We start from the raw sequence: 19,902 nt of genomic DNA, 5'->3' as shown, positions 1-19,902 counted from the left end.
GCCAAACCGGAGCCGAACCCACGTCTGAAGGTCATGAACGAGTCGTTCATGACATCCCGGAAGCCGCCCCTACCCAGCCCGAAGGACTAACCGGTCGGCAGCGTCACCCGGATCAGGCACCCCGTCCCGGCCCCCGACTCCACCACCCCGATCGTCCCGCCGTGCAGGTCCACCGCCCACCGGGCGATCGCCAGGCCCAGCCCCGTCCCCCCACCGGTCGGCCGCTCCCCGCGCGTGAACCGCTCGAACACCCGCCCCCGCTCCGACGGCGCGATCCCCGGCCCCTCGTCACGCACCTCGATCCGGACCTCACCCGGCCGCAGCTCGGCGCTCACGTGCACCAACCCGCCCGCCGGGCCGTGGCGGGCCGCGTTCTCCAGGAGGTTCACCACCACCTGGAACAGCCGCCCGCGGTCCGCCGTCACGACCGCGGCCGGCGGGGTCACCGCCACCTCGAACCGCACGCCGCGGCCGACGAACGCCGCCTCGTCGACGACGTCCGTAAGCAGCGAAGCGAGCGAGAACGACGTCTTGTGCAGGGGAATCGCCCCCGCGTCGAGCCGGGACAGGTCCAGGAGCTCGTCCACCAGGTTCGCCAGGCGCTCGGTCTGCTGCAGGGCCGTCTTCAACGTCGCCGGGTCCGCGTCCTCGACCCCGTCGACGAGGTTCTCCAGCACACCGCTCAACGCGGTGATCGGCGTCCTCAGCTCGTGCGACACGTTCGCGATCAGCTCGCGCCGCTGCCGGTCGGCGTCGCCCAGGTCGCCCGCCATCTGGTTGAACGCCTCGGCCAGCGAACCCACCTCGTCGCGGGTGGTCGCGCGGATGCGGCGGGTGTAGTCGCCCTTGGCCATCGCCCGCGCCGCCGCCGTCATCTCGCGCAACGGCCGTGTCATGCCGTGGGCCAGGACCTGCGACAACAGCAGGGCCAGCACCATCGCGGTGATCGTCGTCCGCGGCGGCAGCCAGCCGATCTGCCAGTTGAAGAACGCGAACGCGACCCCGCCGGACGCGACCATCAGGATCGCCAGCTTCAGCTTGATCGACCGGATCCCGTCCAACGGCCGCGGCAGCAGCTCGACCACCCGGACCAGCAGCGCCTTCACGATCCCGCCTCCAGCGCGTAACCGACGCCGTGCACCGTGCGGATGAGGTCCGCGCCGAGCTTGCGCCGCAGCGCCTTGATGTGGCTGTCCACCGCCCGGGTGCCCGCGGACGTGCCGTGCACGTCCCAGTCCCACACCTCCGACAGCAGCCGTTCCCGCGGCTGCACCACCCGCGGCCGCCGCGCGAAGTGCACCAGCAGGTCGAACTCGATCGGCGTCAGCTGCGCCGCGACGCCGGCCCGGGCGACGCGCCGCTGGTCGACGTCGATCTCGAGGTCACCCAGCACGATCCGCGCACCATGGGCGGACGAAGAGCGCTCCACCCGGCGCAGCAGCGCGTGCACCCGGGCTGTCAGCACCCGCATCGAGAACGGCTTCGTGAGGTAGTCGTCGGCGCCGACCCCCAGCCCGACCAGCATGTCCGTCTCGTCGGCCCGCGCGGTGAGCATGAGCACCGGCACCGGTCGCCGCCCCTGGATGCGGCGGCAGACCTCGAGGCCGTCGAACCCCGGCAGCATGACGTCCAAGACCACCAGGTCCGGCTCCGAAGAAGCCTCGGCTTCGACGGCGGCCGGCCCGTCGTGGGCGACGTCGACGCTGAACCCCTCGGCCCGCAGCCGGGCCGTGATCGACGCGGCGATCGTGAGGTCGTCCTCGACGACGAGCACCCGCCGCACTCCCGATTCCATGGCGCCGACTCTAGGCACCGCCGGTGGAGACGGTCGGCGCGAACTGTGGAGATCCTGTGGAGACGTTTCCCCCGCTTTGCCGGAATGTGACCGCCAGTCGTGTGACGCAGGTCATGCACCCCGACGGCCTTTCGCGCAATCGACAGACTGCACTCCTAGCCGTCGAAGAGTGAACACTCTGCCGTTGCCCCGCTCGACACCGGACGCGCAGGATTCCGCAATGGCGCCGACACCCGCAGACCAGCGCGTGCACGACGACGGCCGGGTCGAACTGGACCCCGCCGACGTCGGGTCTCTCGAAGGCAGCCGGTTCTTCAACGAAGAGCTGGCCCCCGTCCCCGTCGAAAGGCGGACCTGGACCACCTACAACTACTTCGCGCTCTGGATGGGGATGGCCCACAACATCCCCAGCTACGCCCTGGCCGCGTCGCTGATCGCGCTCGGCATGAACTGGGTGCAGGCGCTGATCACCATCACCATCGGCAACCTGGTCGTGCTGGCGCCGATGCTGCTCAACAGCCACGCCGGCACGAAGTACGGCATCCCGTTCCCGGTGTTCGCCCGCGCGTTCTACGGCCTGCGCGGCGCCAACCTGGCCGCCCTGCTGCGCGCGTTCATCGCGTGCGGCTGGTTCGGCATCCAGACCTGGGTCGGCGGTGAGGCCATCTACGTCATCCTCGGGCGGCTGCTCGGCTCGTGGTGGCGGGACGCGCCGGAGATCGCCGGCCAGCACTGGACGCTGTGGCTGTCCTTCGTGGTCTTCTGGATCGGCCAGATGCTGATCATCTGGCGCGGCATGGACGCGGTCCGCCGGTTCGAGAACTGGACGGCGCCGCTCGTGTCGGTCGGCTTCCTGATCATGCTCGGGTACGTGCTGGTCAAGGCGGGCGGGCTCGGCCCGATCCTGTCCGACGGCGGCAAGCTCGGCTGGGGCCCGGACTTCTGGAAGGTGTTCGCGCCGTCGCTGATGGCGATGATCGCGTTCTGGTCGACACTCTCGCTGAACATGCCGGACTTCACCCGCTTCGGCGGCAGCCAGCGCAAGCAGGTCCGCGGCCAGATCCTCGGCCTGCCGACGACGATGACGTTCATCGCGATCGTGGCCATCCTGACCACTTCCGGCGGGCACGTGCTCTACGGCGAGGACATCTGGGACCCGGCGCAGCTGGCGGACAAGTTCTCCAGCCCGGTCGTGGTCGTCGTCGCGCTGGTCGCGCTGGTGCTGGCGACGATCTCGGCGAACCTCGCGGCCAACGTCGTCAGCCCGTCCTACGACTTCTCCAACGCCTTCCCGAAGAAGATCACCTTCGCGGTCGGCGGCGGGATCACCGGTGTCATCGGCATCCTGATCCAGCCGTGGCGCCTCTACTCCGACCCGAACATCTACATCTTCGCGTGGCTCGGCTTCTACGGCGGCCTGCTCGGCGCGGTCGCCGGGGTGCTCGTCGCCGGGTACTGGGTGATCGCCCGCACGAAGCTCAAGCTGAAGGACCTCTACACACCCGATGGGGTGTATTGGTTCAGCGGCGGCTGGAACTGGCGCGCGCTGGTCGCGACGCTGGTGGGAGCCGTTCTCTCGGTCGGTGGCGCCTATGGCGGGCCGTTCCCCGCGGACGGGCTCATCCCGTTCCTCAAGCCGCTTTACGACTACAACTGGGTGGTCGGCTTCGTCGGCGCGTTCGTCGTCTTCGCCGCCCTGTCCGCATCTTCGAACAAGGAGGAAGCCAGTGAGCGTGGTCCGAGCCGCATTGATCCAGCAGCGGTGGACGGGTGACAAGGAGTCCATGATCAAGGCGGCGGTGGACCACATCGCCTCCGCCGCCTCGCAGGGCGCCCAGGTCGTCTGCCTGCAGGAGCTGTTCTACGGCCCCTACTTCTGCCAGGTGCAGGACACCGAGTTCTACTCCTACACCGAGGGCATCCCGGACGGCCCGACGACCCAGCTCATGCAGGAGGTGGCCGAGCGCCACGGCGTGGTGCTGGTCGTGCCGATGTACGAGGTCGAGCAGCCCGGCGTCTACTACAACACCGCCGCGGTGATCGACGCCGACGGCACGTACCTCGGCAAGCACCGCAAGAACCACATCCCGCAGGTCAAGGGCTTCTGGGAGAAGTTCTACTTCCGGCCCGGGAACCTGGGCTACCCGGTGTTCGACACCGCCGTGGGCCGCATCGGCGTCTACATCTGCTACGAGCGGCACTTCCCCGAAGGCTGGCGCGCGCTGGGCCTGGCCGGGGCGAAGATCGTGTTCAACCCGTCGGCGACCAGCCGCGGCCTGTCGCAGTACCTGTGGAAGCTGGAGCAGCCAGCGGCCGCGGTGGCGAACGAATACTTCGTCGGCGCGATCAACCGCGTCGGCGTGGAACCGCTGGGCGACAACGACTTCTACGGCCAGACGTACTTCGCCGACCCGCGCGGCCAGCTGATCGGCGACGCCGCGTCCGACACCGACGACGAGGTGGTCATCCGCGACCTGGACATGACGCTGCTCGACGAGGTCCGGGACCTGTGGGCGTTCTACCGCGACCGCCGGCCGGACACCTACGGCCCCCTCACGGAGGCCTGATGACCACGCTCATCAAGGGCGGGCAGGTCGTCTCACCGTCGGGTGCGCTGACCGCGGACGTGCTGGTGGACGGCGAGACGATCGCCGCCGTCGGCGCGCCCGGCACGCTGGCCGGCGACGAGACGATCGACGCCACCGGCAAGTACGTGCTGCCCGGCGGGATCGACGCGCACACGCACATGGAGATGCCGTTCGGCGGCACGCACTCCGTCGACACGTTCTCCACCGGCACCACGGCCGCGGCCTGGGGCGGCACGACGACGATCATCGACTTCGCCGTGCAGGCCAAGGGGACGTCGCTGCTGTCCACACTGGACAAGTGGCACGCGAAGGCCGACGGCAACTGCGCGATCGACTACGGCTTCCACATGATCGTCTCCGACGTCAACGACCAGTCGTTGAAGGAGATGGAAGCCTGCATCGACGGCGGGGTCGGCAGCTTCAAGATGTTCATGGCCTATCCGGGGGTGTTCTACTCCACGGACGGGGAAATCCTGCTGGCCATGCAAAAAGCGCGCGAAATCGGCGCTACGATCATGATGCACGCGGAGAACGGCATCGCGATCGACCAGCTGGCGGCGCAGGCCTTCGAAGCCGGCAACATCGACCCGGTACAACACGGCCTGACGCGGCCGCCGGAGCTGGAAGGAGAAGCGACGTCGCGGGCGATCCAGCTCGCGAAGGTGACCGGGTCACCGCTCTACATCGTGCACCTTTCGGCGTCGCAAGCGCTGGCGGCGGTGGCGGAAGCGCGTAACGACGGCCAGAACGTGTTCGCGGAGACGTGCCCGCAGTATCTCTATCTGTCCATCGAGGACTTGGCGAAGCCGGACTTCGAGGGCGCGAAGTACGTCGCGTCGCCGCCGCTGCGGGAGAAGTCGCACCAGGCGGACCTGTGGCGCGGGCTGCGGACGAACGACCTGTCCGTGGTGTCCACCGACCACTGCCCGTTCTGCTTCAAGGACCAGAAGGAACTGGGCCGCGGGGACTTCCGGGCGATCCCGAACGGCATGCCGGGGGTCGAGCACCGGATGGACCTGCTGCACCAGGGTGTCGTCGCGGGTCAGCTGACGCTCGGGCGCTGGGTCGAGACGTGCTCGGCGACACCGGCGCGGATGTTCGGGCTGTACCCGCGCAAGGGAGTCATCGCGGCGGGTTCGGACGCGGACATCGTGATCTACGACCCGGCGGCGACCCAGACCCTGTCGGCCGAGACGCACCACATGAACGTGGACTACTCGGCGTACGAAGGGTTCGAGCTGACCGGTCGGGTGCACACGGTGCTGTCCCGTGGGCGCGTTGTCGTGTCGCCTGACGGGTTCACGGGGTCGACGTCGCACGGCAAGTTCCTGTCCCGCTCGCTGAACCAGTACCTGAACTGAGGAGCGGCCGATGGACTTCGGGATCGTGCTGCAGACGGACCCGCCCGCGCGGGACGTCGTGCGGCTGATGAAGGACGCCGAGGACGCCGGGTTCCGCTACGGCTGGACGTTCGACTCCTGCGTGCTGTGGCAGGAGCCGTTCGTCATCTACTCGGCGATCCTCGCCGCGACGTCGTCGCTGGTGGTCGGGCCGATGGTGACCAGCCCGGGCACCCGCGACTGGTCGGTGATGGCGTCGACGTTCGCCACGCTCAACGACATGTACGGCAACCGGACGGTCTGCGGCATCGGCCGCGGCGACTCCGCGCACCGGGTGGTCGGCAAGCCACCGTCCACTTTGGCCACCGTGCGCGACTGCATGCAGGTCGTGAAGGACCTCGCCGAGGGCCGCGCGGTGACGATGAACGAGAAGACCGTGCAGATCCCGTGGATCCGCAACGGCCGGCTCGAGATGTGGATGGCCGGGTACGGGCCGAAGGCGCTGAAGACGGTCGGCGAGCACGCCGACGGCTTCATCCTGCAGTGCGCCGACCCGGCGATCGCGCGCTGGACGATCGGCGCGGTCCGCGACGCGGCCCGGGCGGCCGGCCGCGACCCGGGCGGCATCACGATCTGCGTCGCGGCTCCGGCGTACGTCGGCGAAGACCTGGCGCACCAGCGCGAGCAGCTGCGCTGGTTCGGCGGGATGGTCGGCAACCACGTCGCGGACCTGGTGGCGCGCTACGGCTCTTCCGGTGCGGTGCCTCGCGAGCTGACGGACTACATCCGCGAGCGCGAGGGGTACGACTACAGCCACCACGGCAAGGCGGGCAACCCGTCGACGGAGTTCGTCCCGGACGAGATCGTCGACCGGTTCTGCCTGCTGGGCCCGCCTTCGTCGCACGTCTCACGCCTGCAGGAGCTGGCCGAGCTGGGCGTGGACCAGTTCTCGCTGTACCTGATGCACGACGACCGCGAGGCAACGCTTTCCTCCTACGGCTCCCAGATCATCCCGAAGCTCACCGCCTGACCCGAGCCGGGCGGTGAGGCTCGCCCTACCTCGGTTCCGGGGGTGCGCACCAGCGTGCCCCCGGGCCGGCGGCGGGACGATCGGCGGCATGAATCCTCGAAAACTCCGTGCTGCGCTGGCTCTGGGGGCCGCCACGCTCGCGGTGGGCGCCCTCGCGCCCGCGGCGTCGGCGAGCCCCGCCGGAATCGTCTGGGAATCCTGCCCCACCGGCTCGCCGGGCGGGTACGACTGTGGTCACCTCGACGTCCCGCTGTCCTATCAGGACCCATCAGCCGGGACAGTGACCGTCGCGGTCGGCCGCCTCCCGGCCACCGACCAGGCCCACAAGCTCGGCACCATCTTCTACAACCCCGGCGGGCCCGGCTCGTCCGGACGGTTCGCGCCCGCGTTGACACCCGCGCTGCACCAGCGGTTCGACATCGTCGGGATCGACCCGCGCGGTGTCGGCGCCAGCTCGAAGATCCACTGCTTCACCGATCCGTCACAGCTGGAAGTGCTGCAACGCGCCCTCGGCACGTTCCCGCTGACGCCGGCCGCCGAACAGCAGCAGATCGCGGACACGAAGACCGTCACCGACCTGTGCGAGCAGAACGCCGGGCCGCTCGCGAACCACCTCTCCACCGGCACGATCGCCCGCGACCTCGACCGGCTGCGGGCCGCCTTCGGCGAAACCAAGCTGCGGTTCTACGGGAAGTCCTACGGCACCTACATCGGCGAGACGTACGCGAACCTGTTCCCCGGCCGCGTCGGGACGCTGGCGCTGGACGCCGTGGACGACCCGTCGCGCTGGGCGACCGGCCCGGGACCGATGAGCTACCGCCTGCGCGGCTTCGAAGACGGCCCGCGCGCGCTCCAGTCCTTTTTGGACGCCTGCGCGTCGCGCTGCACCTTCGACTACACCACGATCCTGGACCGGCTCGAAGCCGGCCCGATCACCGTGACCGACACGGCCGGACGGCAGGTCGTCGTCACCTACCAGAGCGCGATCGCCCAAATCCACAACTACCTGACCGACGCGCAGGCGGCGCCGCAGCTGGCGGCGTACCTCCAGGCACTCGCGGACCCGGCGAGCCGGGCGCCGGTGGTGACGGGCGGCCCGCCGGACATCGACTCGCTGCTGGGCGGCGGCGCGACCCTCTGCTCCGACGCGGCGAACCCGCGTGACCCGGCGGTCTGGGCCGGGTACGCCGGCCAGGCCGACCAGGTCGGCCGCGGCTTCGGCCCGTACGACGTCTACAAGACGCTCCCCTGCGCCACCTGGGACGTCACGGACACCGGCCGCTACACCGGGCCGTGGAACCGCCCGACGGCGCCGATCCTGCTCCTAGCGAACCGCCAGGGCGACCTGGAAACGCCGTACGCCGGAGCGCAGCGCACCGAGCGTCTGCTGGGCAACGCCCGGCTGCTGAGCCTCGACACGTACGGCCACGGCTCGCGCGGCAAGAGCGCGTGTGTGGACACCTGGCTGGACCGCTACTTCGTCGCCGGTTCGGTGCCGGCCCGGGGCACGGTCTGCGCCCCGGACCACGGCCCGTTCGGCTAAGGCGTCGCGACGCGGCGAGCCGTCGCCTCTTCGAGGAACCGGTACGACGACCGGGGTTCGGCGAGCCACCCCTCGTAGTCAGCCGGGTTCTCGAAGAGGTGCGCGAACCGGTGCGCCACCTCGGGCACGCGTTGCGCGGTGTCCAAAGTGGCCAGAACGTGGTCCGGTGGCGGGGCCAGGAGGTCGTTGGTGAAGCGCGTCGCGTGCCGGGCGTGCCGCCAATAGCGGGCGAAGGTGCCGTAGAGGAACTCTTCGTCGAACGGCCGGTCGGCGTGGTCGACGATCGCCTCCTGGTAGGTCCGGGCCGCGCGGGCGGCCAGGTTGGCGCCCTGGCCGCCGACCGGGTCGTTGGTCACCGCGGTGTCGCCCATCGCGAGGACCTTCGCCCCGGACGGCAGGGTGCCCACCGGGTGCCGCACCACCGGCGTGATCCGGCCGTGCAGCAGGTCGGTCGGCGCCGCCGGGGACGTGCTGTCGAGCAGCCCCGCCTGCCACGGGTAGTGCGCGCGCAGCAGTTTCCGGGCCGTCTCGTGGTGCTGCTCGACGTCGGTGACGGCGTCCCAGACGTCCATCGGGCCGCCGGGGACGCCGAAGAAGCCGATGCCGTGCACCGGGCCGTGCACCGAGCGCACCGGCAGCAGGAAGAACTCGCCCACCTGGGACAGGCCGAAGGTGAGGCCGGGTACGGCGTCCAGCGTCCCGGCGACGTAGAGCACGCCGATCGCCCGCTGCGGTTCGTGGTACGGCGACCGTTCGTCGTCACGCGGGAAGAGCGTGTCGAACTGCGGCCCGCGCCCGGCCGCAACGACGAGGAGTTCGAACTCGCGGGCGCACTCGTCGAGGTCGGCCGGGCTCACCCGGCGGATCCGGAGGTCACCACCGAGGCGTTCGAACTCCGCCATCCAGTCGGCGACCTTCACGCGCTGATCAACGGACTGCGCCGGCCGGTCGAGCGCAACACGCCAGGAAATCGCCGGATCGGCGGTTTCCCCAGCGGCGGCGAAAGCCACTTCGCGGACCGGCGGCGCGTCGGCGTCCCAGAAGTTGATGCCGAGCTCGCGTTCCCGTTCAAGAGCGGGGTGGAACAGGCACTGGTTCGAAACGAGCCGGACTGCCCGCACCTCGGCGGCGGGGCGTTCGGCGAACACCGTGACGTGGTAGCCCAGTTGCCGCAACCCGATCGCGAGGACCAATCCCGCTTGCCCCGCTCCGACGATCCCGATCCGCCGCATGGCCGTCCCTCCCCAGGAAACCGTTGGCTCCCAACGTACTCGTTTCCCGGGAAGCCGCCTGCCCGATCGGGCGGCCGAAGGGGCATCGCTAGGGTGGCGCGGTGACGGAACCGCCGCAGGGATTCGACCGAACGCTCCGGCTCCGCGACGGCCGGCCGGCGGTGATCCGCCCGCTCACCCCACTGGACGCGCCCGAGCTGGGCGAAGCGATCCGCACGGCGGACCTCGAGACGTTGCGCCGCCGTTTCTGCGGCTCGGCCCCGCGCGTGACGCCGCGCCTCCTGGAGCGCCTGACCACGTTGGATTACCAGCGCCGGTTCGCCCTGGTGGCCCGATCGTCGGCGGGCCCGGGCGTGGCGATCGCGCGGTACGAGGCCACGAGCCGGCGAGTGGCGGAGATCGCGGTGGCGGTGGCACCCGCGTGGCGCCGCGTCGGCTTGGCGTCGGCGATGCTGCACATGCTGGGACTGGCAGCGCTGGAGCGCGGCTTCGACCGGTTCACGGCGGTGTATTCGGCGGACAACCGCCCTGTGGCGGAACTGCTGGACCACGCGAGAGGGCGCCGGGTGATCGCGGAGGGAGTGGCGGAGGCCGAGGTCCACCTCCACGACCACCCGGCGGCTCCTTCCAGGCCATTCGAACGGAATCCGTAACAGACCGCGCGGCGGCACGGATCCAGGCCGGGCACCTTCGTTACCGCACAGAACGGCGTGTCCAACCCAGCCGCAATGGCCCTCGAGTTCACATCATTCCGAGCTGGCGAGCGAACTCCAGCGCCCGAGCCCGGACGAAAGATCGACTACGCGATCGTGCACAACGGTCAGGTGCAGGTGCTCGTCGAGGCCAAGAAGATCAACGACCCGCTGCGCATCGAGCACGCCTCCCAGCTCTTCCGGTACTTCGCCGTGACGAACGCGAGGATCGCCGTCCTGACGAACGGGCAGGTGTACGAGTTCTACACCGACCTCGACGCGCCGGACCGGATGGACGCCAAGCTCACCAAGGAGTCCTTCGACCTCGACTCGGTGATCAGCGCCGCGGGTGAGCTGAAGTACATCGGCCAGCTCAAGCGCATCCTCGCGGCGCAGTTCAAGGAGCCCGAGGACGAGTGGGTGAAGTTCCTGACGACACGGGTGTACGAAGGTCCGTTCAACGACCGGCTGAAGAACGCGCTCGGGGCACCCGACTCCTACGTGAGCGTGACGCCGCAGGCCGATCCCGCGGTCGTCGAAAGCCCCGCCCGCGAAGACGGCAACGGCGAGCTCGTCACCACCGAAGAGGAGATCGAAGGTTACCGGGTCGTCCGGGCGATCGTCTGCGGTGAAGTGGCGGCGGCGCGGGTCGTCCCGCGGGACACCAAGACCTACTTCGGCGTGCTGCTCGACGACAACAATCGCAAGCCGATCGCGCGGCTGTGGTTCAACCGCTCGAAGAAGTACCTCGGGGTCTTCGACGAAAACAAGGTCGAGACCCGCATCTCGATCGCGAACGTCGAGGAGATCTACGCCCACGCCGACCACCTGCGGCAGACGGTGGCGCGCTACCTGACCGCGCCACCGATCGCCGCCGAGGAAGCTCAGTCCACCAGCGCCTGGTAAACCAGCTGCCGCAGCTGCGGCCGCAGCCGGTAGGTGCTCGACGGCAGCAGCTGCGTATAAAACCCGACCGTCAGATCCTCGTCCGGATCCACCCAGAACGCGGTAGAAGCCGCCCCGCCCCAAGCGAACTCCCCGGCCGACGCCAGCGTCCGGGCCTTCACCGGGTCCTCCAGCACCGAGAACCCCAGTCCGAAGCCGTGCCCGTCGAACGGCATCTCCGCGAACAACGGCCGCCCGAAGGCCTCCAGGTCGACGTGTCCCGGCAGGTGGTTGCTCGCCATCAGGGACACCGTCCGCGGGGACAACAACCGGACGTCGTCGAGAACTCCGCCGCGCAGCAACATCTCCGTGAAGCGCCAATAGTCCGCCGCCGACGACACCAGGCCGCCGCCGCCCGAAAGGCAGTCCGGGCGGGACTTGCCGACGGTGCCGAACGCCTCGTTCCTCGAAGCACGGCCGGTCGCCGGATCCGGGACGTAGAGCGCCGCCAGGCGGGACGAAGACGACGCCACGAACCCGGTGTCCGTCATGCCCAGGGGCGCGAAGATCCGCGACGAGAAGAACTCGTCCAGCGGAAGCCCGGACACCACCTCGACCACCCGGCCGAGGACGTCCGACGCGATCGAGTAGTTCCACTCGGTCCCGGGCTGGAACAGCAACGGCAGCGAAGCCCACTGCTCGGAACACGCGGCCAGGTCGAGACCCGGCGGGGTGCCCCACTCGAAACCGGCCGCGCGGTACATCGCGTCCACCGGGTGGCCGTGGTGGAAACCGTAGGTCAGGCCCGCCGTGTGCGTGAGCAGGTGCCAGACGCGGATCGGCTCGGTCGCGGGCTCGGTCAGCGGCCGCAGCGACGAACCCTTGACGAACACCTTCGGCGACGCGAACTCGGGCAGCCACTGCGAGATCGGGTCGTCCAGCTCCAGCAGGCCCTCTTCGGCGAGGATCATCGCGGCGACCGACGTGACCGGCTTGGTCATCGAAAAGATCCGCCACAGCGTGTCCGTCTCGACCGGCGTGCCGGCCTCGACGTCACTGTGCCCGCCGCGGCCGACGTGCACGATCCGGCCGTGCCTGCTCACCACCGCGAGCCAGCCCGGTAACCGTCCATCTTCGACGTAGCGGTCGAAATGGGCGTCCAAGCGGGAAAGCCGCGACGCGTCGAACCCGGCTTCGGCCGGGTCGACGTCCACCTTGAGTTGTGCCATGCGGCGAGGTTACTTCTCCCGCGCCCGCTCGGCCGCTTTCTCTTCGCGCCAGGCTTCGTCGTTCTTCCCCAGCCGCCAGTACCCCGAGATGGACAGCAGCTCACGCGGCATCCCGCGCTCGTCGAGCAGGTACCGGCGCAGTTCGCGCACGAAGCCTGCTTCGCCGTGGACGAACGCCTGCACAACACCGTCGCGCCACGGCAGCGCCCGCACCGCCGAAACCAGGTCGTCGCCGGCGGAGCGGTGCAGCCAGGTGATCTGCGCGTCCGCCTTCGTGACGATCTGCTGCTCCTCGGCCGCGTCCTCGACCAGGATGACGGCGTGGGCCGACGCGCCCGCCGGGAGCGCTTCGAGTGACGCCGCGATGGCCGGCAACGCGCTCTCGTCGCCGGCCAGCAGGTGCCAGTCGGCTTCGGCGCCCGGCGCGTAAGCCCCACCAGGACCGGACAGCAGCAGCTCGTCGCCCGGCTGGGCCGAGGCGGCCCACGGGCCAGCGATGCCTTCGTCACCGTGGTGGACGAAGTCGAAAACGAGCTCGCCGGCCTGCGGGTCGAACCCCCGGACGGTGTAGGAGCGCTGCCGCGGCCAGTGCTCCCGCGGCAGCGTGGCGCGGCACTCCTGGACGTCGAACGGCTCCGGGTACTCGACGCCCGGCACCTTGAACAGCACCTTCACGTACGCGTCCGTGAACGTGTTGGGCGTGAAATCGGCGATGCCTTCGCCGCCCGCCACGATCCGGATCATGTGCGGGGTGAGCCGCTCGGTGCGCAGCACCCGCAGCCGCACCGCGGGACGCCCGGACCGCCGGGGTGCTTCAGCCATCGATGAACTCCTCGCCAGGAACTAAGGCTTACCTAAGCAACCGTACGCGCCGGATCCGGCGCGTGGCCACCGGGTTGGTCGAGTTCTTCGAGCATCCGGGCAAAAGCGGCAGCCGTCTTCGCCCGGAACCGGACGAAGAACCGGTTCGCCAGCGGCACTCCCCAGCGTCCCCGCGAAGCCGCGTTGACGACCCGGTGCTCGACCCGCGCGCCGCCCGGATCCGCCGTGACGCGGTACTCGCCGCGGTACCACCAGCCGCCCTGCACCGCGAGGAACCCCCGCTCACGGTCGATCTCCGTCCGCATCGGATAACCGCCGCCGGTCACGCGGCGCCGCACTTCTTCGAACACCTCAGCGGGCGGCCGCGCGACGACCCCCGAGGCCTCCGCAAGCGTTTTCACGCCCGCGGATCCGAGACGCGCGTGTTCTGGAACGCCGTGATCAGCCACTCGCCGTCCTCGCGGACGAGTACGAAGCCCACGGTGGACTCCCGCCCCGCGTCGGTCGTGCCGGCGCCGGACAGTGATGAGCCGCCACCCACGACGGCCACGGCGACATCGGGCCGGATGAACCGCACCTTCGCCGATTCGCCGAGCTGCCCGGTCAGCTTCGAGCCCTTCAACGGTCCTTCGAAGAGGGCGCGGTGGCCGCCCTCGATCGCTTCGCGGCCGGGCATGTTCAGCCCGAAGAACGTGATGTAGTCGGCGTCTTCGGTGAAGAGCTGCCCGTAGGCGGTCGCGTCGCCGTCGTTCCAGGCTTGGGCGAGTCGGCCGAGCACCGCGCGGACGTCGGCTTCGGCGGTGGTCGTGGTCATGAGATCCCCTTTCGCGAACGTTGTTCGTTCGACGAACACCGTTCTACTCACGAACGTTGTTCGCGTCAAGTACAGTGTTCGCGTGACCGTTCCCCCGCCGCCGTGGCGCCGAGCCCCGCGCCGTCGCGCCGCGAAGCCCGCGCTTTCCCAGGAGCTCGTTGTGAAGACCGCCCTGGAGGTGCTGGGGAAGGAGGGCCTCGACGCGGTCACCATGCGGCGGGTCGCCCAGGAGCTGGAGACCGGGCCCGCGTCGCTCTACGCGCACGTGTCCAACAAGGACGAGCTGGCGGAGCTGATGCTCGACGCCGTGCTCGCCGACGTGCCGCTGCCGGAACCGGACGCGGACCGCTGGGACGAGCAGGTGAAGGAGCTCGTGCGCGCGCAGATCCGGGTGATGGTCGCGCACCCGGGCATCGCCCGGGTCGCGTGGCACATCGCCGTGCCGGTCAACCCGAGCTCACTGCACCTGGGCGAGGTGATGCTGGCGCTGCTGCGCGTGGGCGGCCTGGACCTCAAGCAGGCGACCTTCGCGGGCGACGCCTTGGCGCTCTACGCCAAGGCGTACGCCTACGAAGCGAGCGGCTGGACCTGGGGTGAGATCGACCAGGCCGACGTCACCGAGCGCGGTGAGCAGATGATGACGTACATGCAGTCGTTGCCCGCCGAGTCGTTCCCGAACATGCTGCGGATCGGCGAGTTCTTCTCCGCCGAAACCGCGGCCGAACGGCTCGAGTTCGCACTCGACATGTACCTCGCCGGCCTGAAGGTCATCGCCGCGAGGACCTAGGGACGCAGCACGATCTTGCCGCGCGTGTGCCGCTTCTCCAGCTCGCGGTAGGCCTCGCGCACCTCGTCCAGCGGGTAGACGCGGGCGACGGGCAGCTCGAGCAGCCCCTTGTTCACCAGCAGGCTCAGCTCACGCAGCACGTCCGCCGACGACGCCGCCGCGTTGCCCTCGGTCTTCACGTTGTACTTCTGCGCCGCCGCGAAGTCGATGACCGTGTTGATTCTTCCGGGGAAGATGCCCAGGTGCAGGGCCAGTTCCACGTACCCGGAGCCGAAGGTGTCGACAAACGCGTGCACACCCTCGGGGGCGGCGGCCTTGATCCGGTCTTCGACGCCGTCGCCGTAGGACACCGGGACCACACCGAACTCGCGCAGCCACTCGTGGTTCGCTTCGCCGGCGAGGCCGATCACCGTGGCGCCGGACAGCTTCGCCAGCTGCACGACCAGTGAACCCACCCCGCCCGCCGCACCCGACACGACGATCGTCTCGCCCTCTCGCGGGCAGACCGCGCGCACCGCGGCGTACGCGGTGGTCCCGGCGACGAACAGCGCACCGGCGACCTCCCACGGGACGCCGTCCGGACGCGGCGTCAGGTTCTCGGCCTCTGCCACGACGAACTCCGCGTGGCTCGACCGGGTCTCGACGAAGCCGATCACCTCGTCGCCGACCTGGATCTCCTCGACGCCGTCACCGAGCTCGGCCACCACTCCGGCGAAGTCGCTGCCCTGGCCGGACGGGAAGGTGGCGGGAAAGCGCTCGTGCATGAACCCCTGGCGGATGGCGGCCTCACCCGGGTTGATCCCGGCGGCGCGCACCTCGACGAGCACCTGGCCCGGCCCCGGCGCCGGCCGCGGCACGTCCTCGACCCGCAGGACGTCCACGTCGCCGTACTCGTCGAACCTGATCGCGCGCGCCATGGGCCCTCCTCGGACGTCGTTGCTTGATGCAAGTAACGACACGAAGGCGGAATTTATGCCCCGATCAGCCGGCGAGGCGCCGGACCACGCCGTCGGCCAGCAGCCTTCCGCGGTCCGTGAGCACCGCTCGCCCCCGGGAGTCCAAAGCGGACGGATCGAGCAGGCCTTCGGCCGCCGCCGCCCGGGCTTCGACGAGGCCGGGCGCGTCGAGCACGTCGAGCGGAAGCCCTTCGGCGACGCGGAGTTCGAGCATGATCCGCTCGAGGTGCTGGTCGTCGTCGGTGAGCACCTCGCGCCCGCCCGCGGGCGAATCACCGGCCGCGAGCAGCGCCGCGTACCGCGCCGGGTGCTTGACGTTCCACCAGCGCACCCCGCCGACGTGGCTGTGCGCGCCCGGACCGGCGCCCCACCAGTCGTCACCACGCCAGTAGCCGAGGTTGTGGCGGCAGCGGGCCTCGTCGGACGCCGCCCAGTTCGACACCTCGTACCAGCGCAGGCCTGCCGCCGACAGCGTGGCGTCGATCATTTCGTAGTCCGCGGCCAGCACGTCGTCGTCCGGCGCGGGCAGGTCGCCGCGGCGCACCCGGCGGGCCAGCGCCGTGCCCTCTTCGACGATCAGCGCGTACGCCGAAACGTGGTCGATGCCGGCGGCCAGCACCGCGTCGAGCGTTGCGCGCAGGTCCTCGGGCCGCTCGCCCGGCGTGCCGTAGATCACGTCGAGGTTCACGTGGTCGAACCCGGCCGCGCGCGCCTCGGCGGCGGCCTTGCCCGGCCGGCCCGGCGTGTGCACCCGGTCGAGGATCTTGAGCACGTGCGGCGCGGCCGACTGCATGCCGAGGGAGATCCGCGTGTAGCCGGCCTCCCGGATGCCGGCGAAGAACTCCGGCGACGTCGACTCCGGGTTCGACTCCGTCGTCACCTCCGCGCCCGGCGCGAGCCCGAAGACGTCGCGGACGGCGTCGAGCACCGAGGCGAGGCCGTCGGCGCCGAGCAGCGAGGGCGTGCCACCGCCGACGAAGACGGTGTCGGCGGCGGGCGGCACGACCAGGACCTTCGCGGCGAGCTCCAGCTCCCGCCGGAGCCCTTCGAGCCAGGACTGCGGGGACGAGCCGGAGTCGAGCTCACCCGCGGTGTAGGTGTTGAAGTCGCAGTAGCCGCAGCGCGTGGCGCAGAACGGGACGTGCACGTAGACCCCGAACGCTCTGCTGCCGAGCCCCTTCAGCGCGCTTTCCGGCAGGGCCGGGTCGATCGGGGTGGCGGGGTCGGGACGCAGCACGGGCACCCCCGGATTGTCCACCTTCTCCCCACCGCGGCCGCGCCGAGGCCCCGTTCGAGCGACGCTGGGCTCTTGGGCGGTTGACACGACCCGAAGCCCGCTCCGGGTGCTCGGACGTGCAGGTCGTGGCCCTGCCGTCGACCGCATTTTCCCAGGCAAGTGACACTTCTCCCAGCATGCGGACAAGCCTGGACCACATTCTGGACGCGTGGCACGCTGACGTCGTGACTCATGCCGGTGTTTTCCTCGTGGCCCGCCGCCACGTCGACCTCCTGCGGGTCGCGAGCGCCCTCTGCGCACCCGTTCGCTGACTGCCGCCGCCACCACCTGCCACGAATTCTGGACAGCCGGCGCCGGAGAACCCCCGCGAGCCGGTGGTCCTCCGCTGCCACGAAGAGCCTCTCGGAGGACGCCGCCATGGCCACGCCCCAGACCCCCGCCCGCCCCGCGCGCGTCAAGCAGAAGCGCGGCGAAGGGCAGTGGGCGCTCGGATACCGGGAGCCGCTGAACCCGAACGAGCGGTCGAAGAAGGACGACCACCCGCTCAACGTGCGGGCGCGGATCGAGAACATCTACGCCCACCGCGGGTTCGACGCGATCGACCCGGGTGACCTGCGCGGCCGGTTCCGCTGGTTCGGCCTCTACACCCAGCGCAAGCCGGGGATCGACGGCGGCCGCACCGCCACCCTGGAGCCCGAAGAGCTCGACGACCGCTACTTCATGCTGCGGGTCCGGCTCGACGGCGGCGCGCTGACGACCGACCAGCTCACCGTGCTCGGCGAGATCTCGCAGGACTACGCGCGGGACACCGCCGACATCACCGACCGGCAGAACATCCAGTACCACTGGATCCAGATCGAAGACGTGCCGAAGATCTGGGACAAGCTCGAAAAAGCCGGCATGTCCACGATGGAAGCCTGCGGCGACAGCCCGCGCGTCATCCTCGGCTCGCCGGTCGCGGGCATCGCCGCCGACGAGGTGATCGACGGCACGCCGGCGATCGACGAGATCAAGCGCCGCTACATCGGCGACCCGGCGTACGCGAACCTGCCGCGCAAGTTCAAGACCGCGATCTCCGGCCAGTCCGACGTCGCGCACGAAATCCACGACATCGCGTTTGTCGGGGTGGACCACCCCGAGCACGGCCCCGGCTTCGACCTCTGGGTCGGCGGCGGCCTGTCCACCAACCCGATGCTCGGGCAGCGACTCGGCGCCTGGGTGCCGCGCGACGAGGTGCCGGACGTCTGGGAAGGCGTCATCTCGATCTTCCGCGACTACGGCTACCGGCGGCTGCGCTCGCGGGCCCGGATCAAGTTCCTGGTCAAGGACTGGGGCGCGGAGAAGTTCCGCCAAGTGCTGCAGGACGAGTACCTCAAGCGTGCGCTGATCGACGGCCCGCCGCCGGAGCAGCCCGCCCGGCCGATCGACCACGTCGGGGTGCACCCGCAGGTCGACGGCAAGTTCTACGTCGGCGCGGCACCGATCGCCGGCCGCTCCTCCGGCGCCACGCTCGTCGCCGTCGCCAAGGCCGCCGAGCGCGCCGGGTCGAACCGGGTGCGGCTCACCCCGCAGCAGAAGCTGGTGGTGCTCGACGTCCCCGAGGCACAGGTCGCTTCGCTCGAGTCCGAGCTGGCCGAGCTCGGCCTCGAGACCAAGCCGTCGCCGTGGCGGCGCGGCGTGATGGCGTGCACCGGGCTGGAGTTCTGCAAGCTCGCCATCGTCGAGACGAAGGCCCGCGCGCAAGAGCTCGTCGCCGACCTCGAGAAGTCCCTCGCGGACATCCAGGCGGCGCTCGACACGCCGGTCAGCGTGCACCTCAACGGCTGCCCCAACTCCTGCGCGCGGATCCAGACCGCGGACATCGGGCTCAAGGGCCAGATCGTCACCGACGCCGCCGGCAACCAGGTCGAAGGCTTCCAGGTGCACCTCGGCGGCGGGCTCGGCCTCGACGCCGGGTTCGGCCGGAAGCTGCGCGGGCACAAGGTGACCGCGGCCGAGCTGACCGGCTACGTCGAGCGCGTCGTGCGTGCCTACGTCGCCGGGCGCGAACCTGGCGAGCGGTTCCCGCAGTGGGCCGCGCGCGCCGAAGAGAGCGTCCTGCAGTGACGTCCACCGAGCGAGCGGCGCCGTACTACTGCCCTTACTGCGGTGACGAGGACCTGCGCCCGGAAGAGAACGGCGGCTGGCTGTGTTCCGCCTGTCGCCGGGTTTTCTCGGTCAAGTTCCTCGGCCTGTCCCTCCCGGAGGTTTCCCGATGACCGCCACCGCCGACTACAAGACCCTCGCCGAGCGCGCTTCGAAGGAGCTCGCCGACGCCACCGCGGACGAGGCGATCCGCTGGACCGTCGAGACGTTCGGCGACGACTTCATCGTCGCGTCCAACATGCAGGACGCCGTGCTCGTCGACCTCACCACGAAGGTGAAGTCCGATGTGGACGTTCTCTTCCTGGAAACCGGTTACCACTTCCCGGAGACCATCGGCACCCGGGACGCGGTGCAGGCGGTCTACCCGAACGTCAAGATCGTCAACGCGCAGGCCGAGCAGAGCGTCGCCGAGCAGGACGCCGAATACGGCGAGAAGCTGCACGACCGGGACGCGGCGCTGTGCTGCAACCTGCGCAAGGTCGTGCCGCTGCGCAAGACCCTGGCGAACTACTCGGCGTGGGTGACCGGCGTCCGCCGGGTCGACGCGCCGACGCGGGCGAACACCCCGATCGTCACCTGGGACGACCGCAACGGGCTGGTCAAGATCAACCCCATCGCGGCGTGGACCGACGACGAGTTCAACGGCTACATCCGCGAGCACGGGATCCTCGAGAACCCGCTGGTTTCGATCGGCTACCTGTCGATCGGCTGCGCGCCCTGCACGGCTCGTGTGGAGCCGGGCCAGGACCCGCGCAGCGGTCGGTGGGCGGGCCAGTCGAAGACCGAGTGCGGACTGCACGGCTGAGG

General features: G+C 70.2%; 21 protein-coding genes. 12 read left to right on the top strand and 9 right to left on the bottom strand.

Annotated elements, in window-relative coordinates; genetic code table 11:
• Positions 1-86: 86 nt before the first annotated feature.
• Positions 87-1,106, bottom strand: a complete 1,020-nt coding sequence (locus tag ACIA5G_RS24900; protein ID WP_395927121.1) for an ATP-binding protein — start codon at positions 1,104-1,106, stop codon at positions 87-89.
• Positions 1,103-1,795: a response regulator transcription factor gene (locus tag ACIA5G_RS24895; protein WP_395927119.1), complete on the bottom strand. Its 693-nt coding sequence runs from the start codon at positions 1,793-1,795 to the stop codon at positions 1,103-1,105. The genes ACIA5G_RS24900 and ACIA5G_RS24895 overlap by 4 nt, the downstream gene beginning before the upstream one ends.
• Before the next feature lie 220 nt (positions 1,796-2,015).
• On the opposite strand from ACIA5G_RS24895, the gene ACIA5G_RS24890 reads away from it, so the two are divergent.
• The 5 genes from ACIA5G_RS24890 (at position 2,016) to ACIA5G_RS24870 (ending at position 8,296) form a co-directional block, all read left to right on the top strand.
• Positions 2,016-3,569 (top strand): NCS1 family nucleobase:cation symporter-1, encoded by a 1,554-nt coding sequence (locus ACIA5G_RS24890; RefSeq protein ID WP_395927117.1) that lies wholly within the window; start codon positions 2,016-2,018, stop codon positions 3,567-3,569.
• Positions 3,570-3,579: 10 nt separating this feature from the next.
• Positions 3,580-4,362: a nitrilase-related carbon-nitrogen hydrolase gene (locus ACIA5G_RS24885; RefSeq protein ID WP_395927994.1), complete on the top strand. Its 783-nt coding sequence runs from the start codon at positions 3,580-3,582 to the stop codon at positions 4,360-4,362.
• Positions 4,362-5,744, top strand: coding sequence for a dihydropyrimidinase (hydA, locus tag ACIA5G_RS24880; RefSeq protein ID WP_395927115.1), 1,383 nt, complete (start codon positions 4,362-4,364; stop codon positions 5,742-5,744). The genes ACIA5G_RS24885 and hydA overlap by 1 nt, the downstream gene beginning before the upstream one ends.
• Positions 5,745-5,754: 10 nt before the next feature.
• Positions 5,755-6,753, top strand: a complete 999-nt coding sequence (locus tag ACIA5G_RS24875) for a TIGR03842 family LLM class F420-dependent oxidoreductase (RefSeq protein ID WP_395927113.1) — start codon at positions 5,755-5,757, stop codon at positions 6,751-6,753.
• Between the two features lie 88 nt (positions 6,754-6,841).
• Positions 6,842-8,296 (top strand): alpha/beta hydrolase, encoded by a 1,455-nt coding sequence (locus ACIA5G_RS24870; RefSeq protein ID WP_395927111.1) that lies wholly within the window; start codon positions 6,842-6,844, stop codon positions 8,294-8,296.
• Here the strand turns inward: ACIA5G_RS24870 and ACIA5G_RS24865 are convergent.
• Positions 8,293-9,528: a styrene monooxygenase/indole monooxygenase family protein gene (locus ACIA5G_RS24865; protein ID WP_395927109.1), complete on the bottom strand. Its 1,236-nt coding sequence runs from the start codon at positions 9,526-9,528 to the stop codon at positions 8,293-8,295. The genes ACIA5G_RS24870 and ACIA5G_RS24865 overlap by 4 nt on opposite strands.
• A 101-nt stretch (positions 9,529-9,629) precedes the next feature.
• Here ACIA5G_RS24865 and ACIA5G_RS24860 point away from each other — a divergent pair, with 101 nt between their 5' ends.
• Together ACIA5G_RS24860 and ACIA5G_RS24855 are read left to right on the top strand one after the other, a co-directional pair.
• Positions 9,630-10,181 (top strand): GNAT family N-acetyltransferase, encoded by a 552-nt coding sequence (locus ACIA5G_RS24860; RefSeq protein WP_395927107.1) that lies wholly within the window; start codon positions 9,630-9,632, stop codon positions 10,179-10,181.
• Positions 10,182-10,256: 75 nt separating this feature from the next.
• Complete coding sequence (locus ACIA5G_RS24855; protein WP_395927105.1) at positions 10,257-11,126, top strand: type I restriction endonuclease; 870 nt, start codon at positions 10,257-10,259, stop codon at positions 11,124-11,126.
• On the opposite strand, the gene ACIA5G_RS24850 is transcribed toward ACIA5G_RS24855, so the two are convergent.
• The 4 genes from ACIA5G_RS24850 to ACIA5G_RS24835 are packed head-to-tail and all read right to left on the bottom strand — an operon-like array spanning position 11,105 to position 13,970.
• On the bottom strand, positions 11,105-12,334 hold the full coding sequence (locus ACIA5G_RS24850) for a serine hydrolase domain-containing protein (protein ID WP_395927103.1): 1,230 nt from the start codon (positions 12,332-12,334) through the stop codon (positions 11,105-11,107). The genes ACIA5G_RS24855 and ACIA5G_RS24850 overlap by 22 nt on opposite strands.
• Positions 12,335-12,343: 9 nt before the next feature.
• A complete protein-coding gene (locus ACIA5G_RS24845; protein WP_395927101.1) occupies positions 12,344-13,156 on the bottom strand; it encodes a siderophore-interacting protein in 813 nt (270 codons plus the stop codon).
• Between the two features lie 32 nt (positions 13,157-13,188).
• Complete coding sequence (locus tag ACIA5G_RS24840; protein WP_395927099.1) at positions 13,189-13,557, bottom strand: hypothetical protein; 369 nt, start codon at positions 13,555-13,557, stop codon at positions 13,189-13,191.
• Entirely contained in the window at positions 13,554-13,970 is a 417-nt protein-coding gene (locus ACIA5G_RS24835; protein ID WP_395927097.1) for an SgcJ/EcaC family oxidoreductase, read from the bottom strand. Before ACIA5G_RS24835 ends, ACIA5G_RS24840 begins: the two co-directional genes overlap by 4 nt.
• A 172-nt stretch (positions 13,971-14,142) precedes the next feature.
• Here ACIA5G_RS24835 and ACIA5G_RS24830 point away from each other — a divergent pair, with 172 nt between their 5' ends.
• Positions 14,143-14,757, top strand: a complete 615-nt coding sequence (locus ACIA5G_RS24830; RefSeq protein ID WP_395927992.1) for a TetR/AcrR family transcriptional regulator — start codon at positions 14,143-14,145, stop codon at positions 14,755-14,757.
• Here the strand turns inward: ACIA5G_RS24830 and ACIA5G_RS24825 are convergent.
• Both ACIA5G_RS24825 and hemW read right to left on the bottom strand, forming a co-directional pair.
• The gene (locus ACIA5G_RS24825) at positions 14,754-15,674 is read right to left on the bottom strand and encodes an NADP-dependent oxidoreductase (protein ID WP_395927095.1); all 921 of its coding nucleotides are present in this window, start codon (positions 15,672-15,674) and stop codon (positions 14,754-14,756) included. The two genes, ACIA5G_RS24830 and ACIA5G_RS24825, sit on opposite strands and share 4 nt — an antisense overlap.
• Before the next feature lie 64 nt (positions 15,675-15,738).
• Entirely contained in the window at positions 15,739-16,971 is a 1,233-nt protein-coding gene (hemW, locus tag ACIA5G_RS24820) for a radical SAM family heme chaperone HemW (RefSeq protein WP_395927093.1), read from the bottom strand.
• Positions 16,972-17,126: 155 nt separating this feature from the next.
• Here hemW and ACIA5G_RS24815 point away from each other — a divergent pair, with 155 nt between their 5' ends.
• The 4 genes from ACIA5G_RS24815 (at position 17,127) to ACIA5G_RS24800 (ending at position 19,900) form a co-directional block, all read left to right on the top strand.
• Entirely contained in the window at positions 17,127-17,261 is a 135-nt protein-coding gene (locus tag ACIA5G_RS24815) for a putative leader peptide (protein WP_395927091.1), read from the top strand.
• Positions 17,262-17,367: 106 nt separating this feature from the next.
• On the top strand, positions 17,368-19,056 hold the full coding sequence (locus ACIA5G_RS24810; protein WP_395927089.1) for a nitrite/sulfite reductase: 1,689 nt from the start codon (positions 17,368-17,370) through the stop codon (positions 19,054-19,056).
• Positions 19,053-19,208 (top strand): Insertion element protein, encoded by a 156-nt coding sequence (locus ACIA5G_RS24805; protein WP_247055118.1) that lies wholly within the window; start codon positions 19,053-19,055, stop codon positions 19,206-19,208. Before ACIA5G_RS24810 ends, ACIA5G_RS24805 begins: the two co-directional genes overlap by 4 nt.
• Entirely contained in the window at positions 19,205-19,900 is a 696-nt protein-coding gene (locus ACIA5G_RS24800; protein WP_395927087.1) for a phosphoadenylyl-sulfate reductase, read from the top strand. The genes ACIA5G_RS24805 and ACIA5G_RS24800 overlap by 4 nt, the downstream gene beginning before the upstream one ends.
• Positions 19,901-19,902 lie beyond the last annotated feature (2 nt).

This window comes from Amycolatopsis sp. NPDC051758 (genome assembly GCF_044453095.1).
Classification (GTDB): domain Bacteria; phylum Actinomycetota; class Actinomycetes; order Mycobacteriales; family Pseudonocardiaceae; genus Amycolatopsis.
This window is presented reverse-complemented; position numbering and strand designations above follow the sequence as displayed.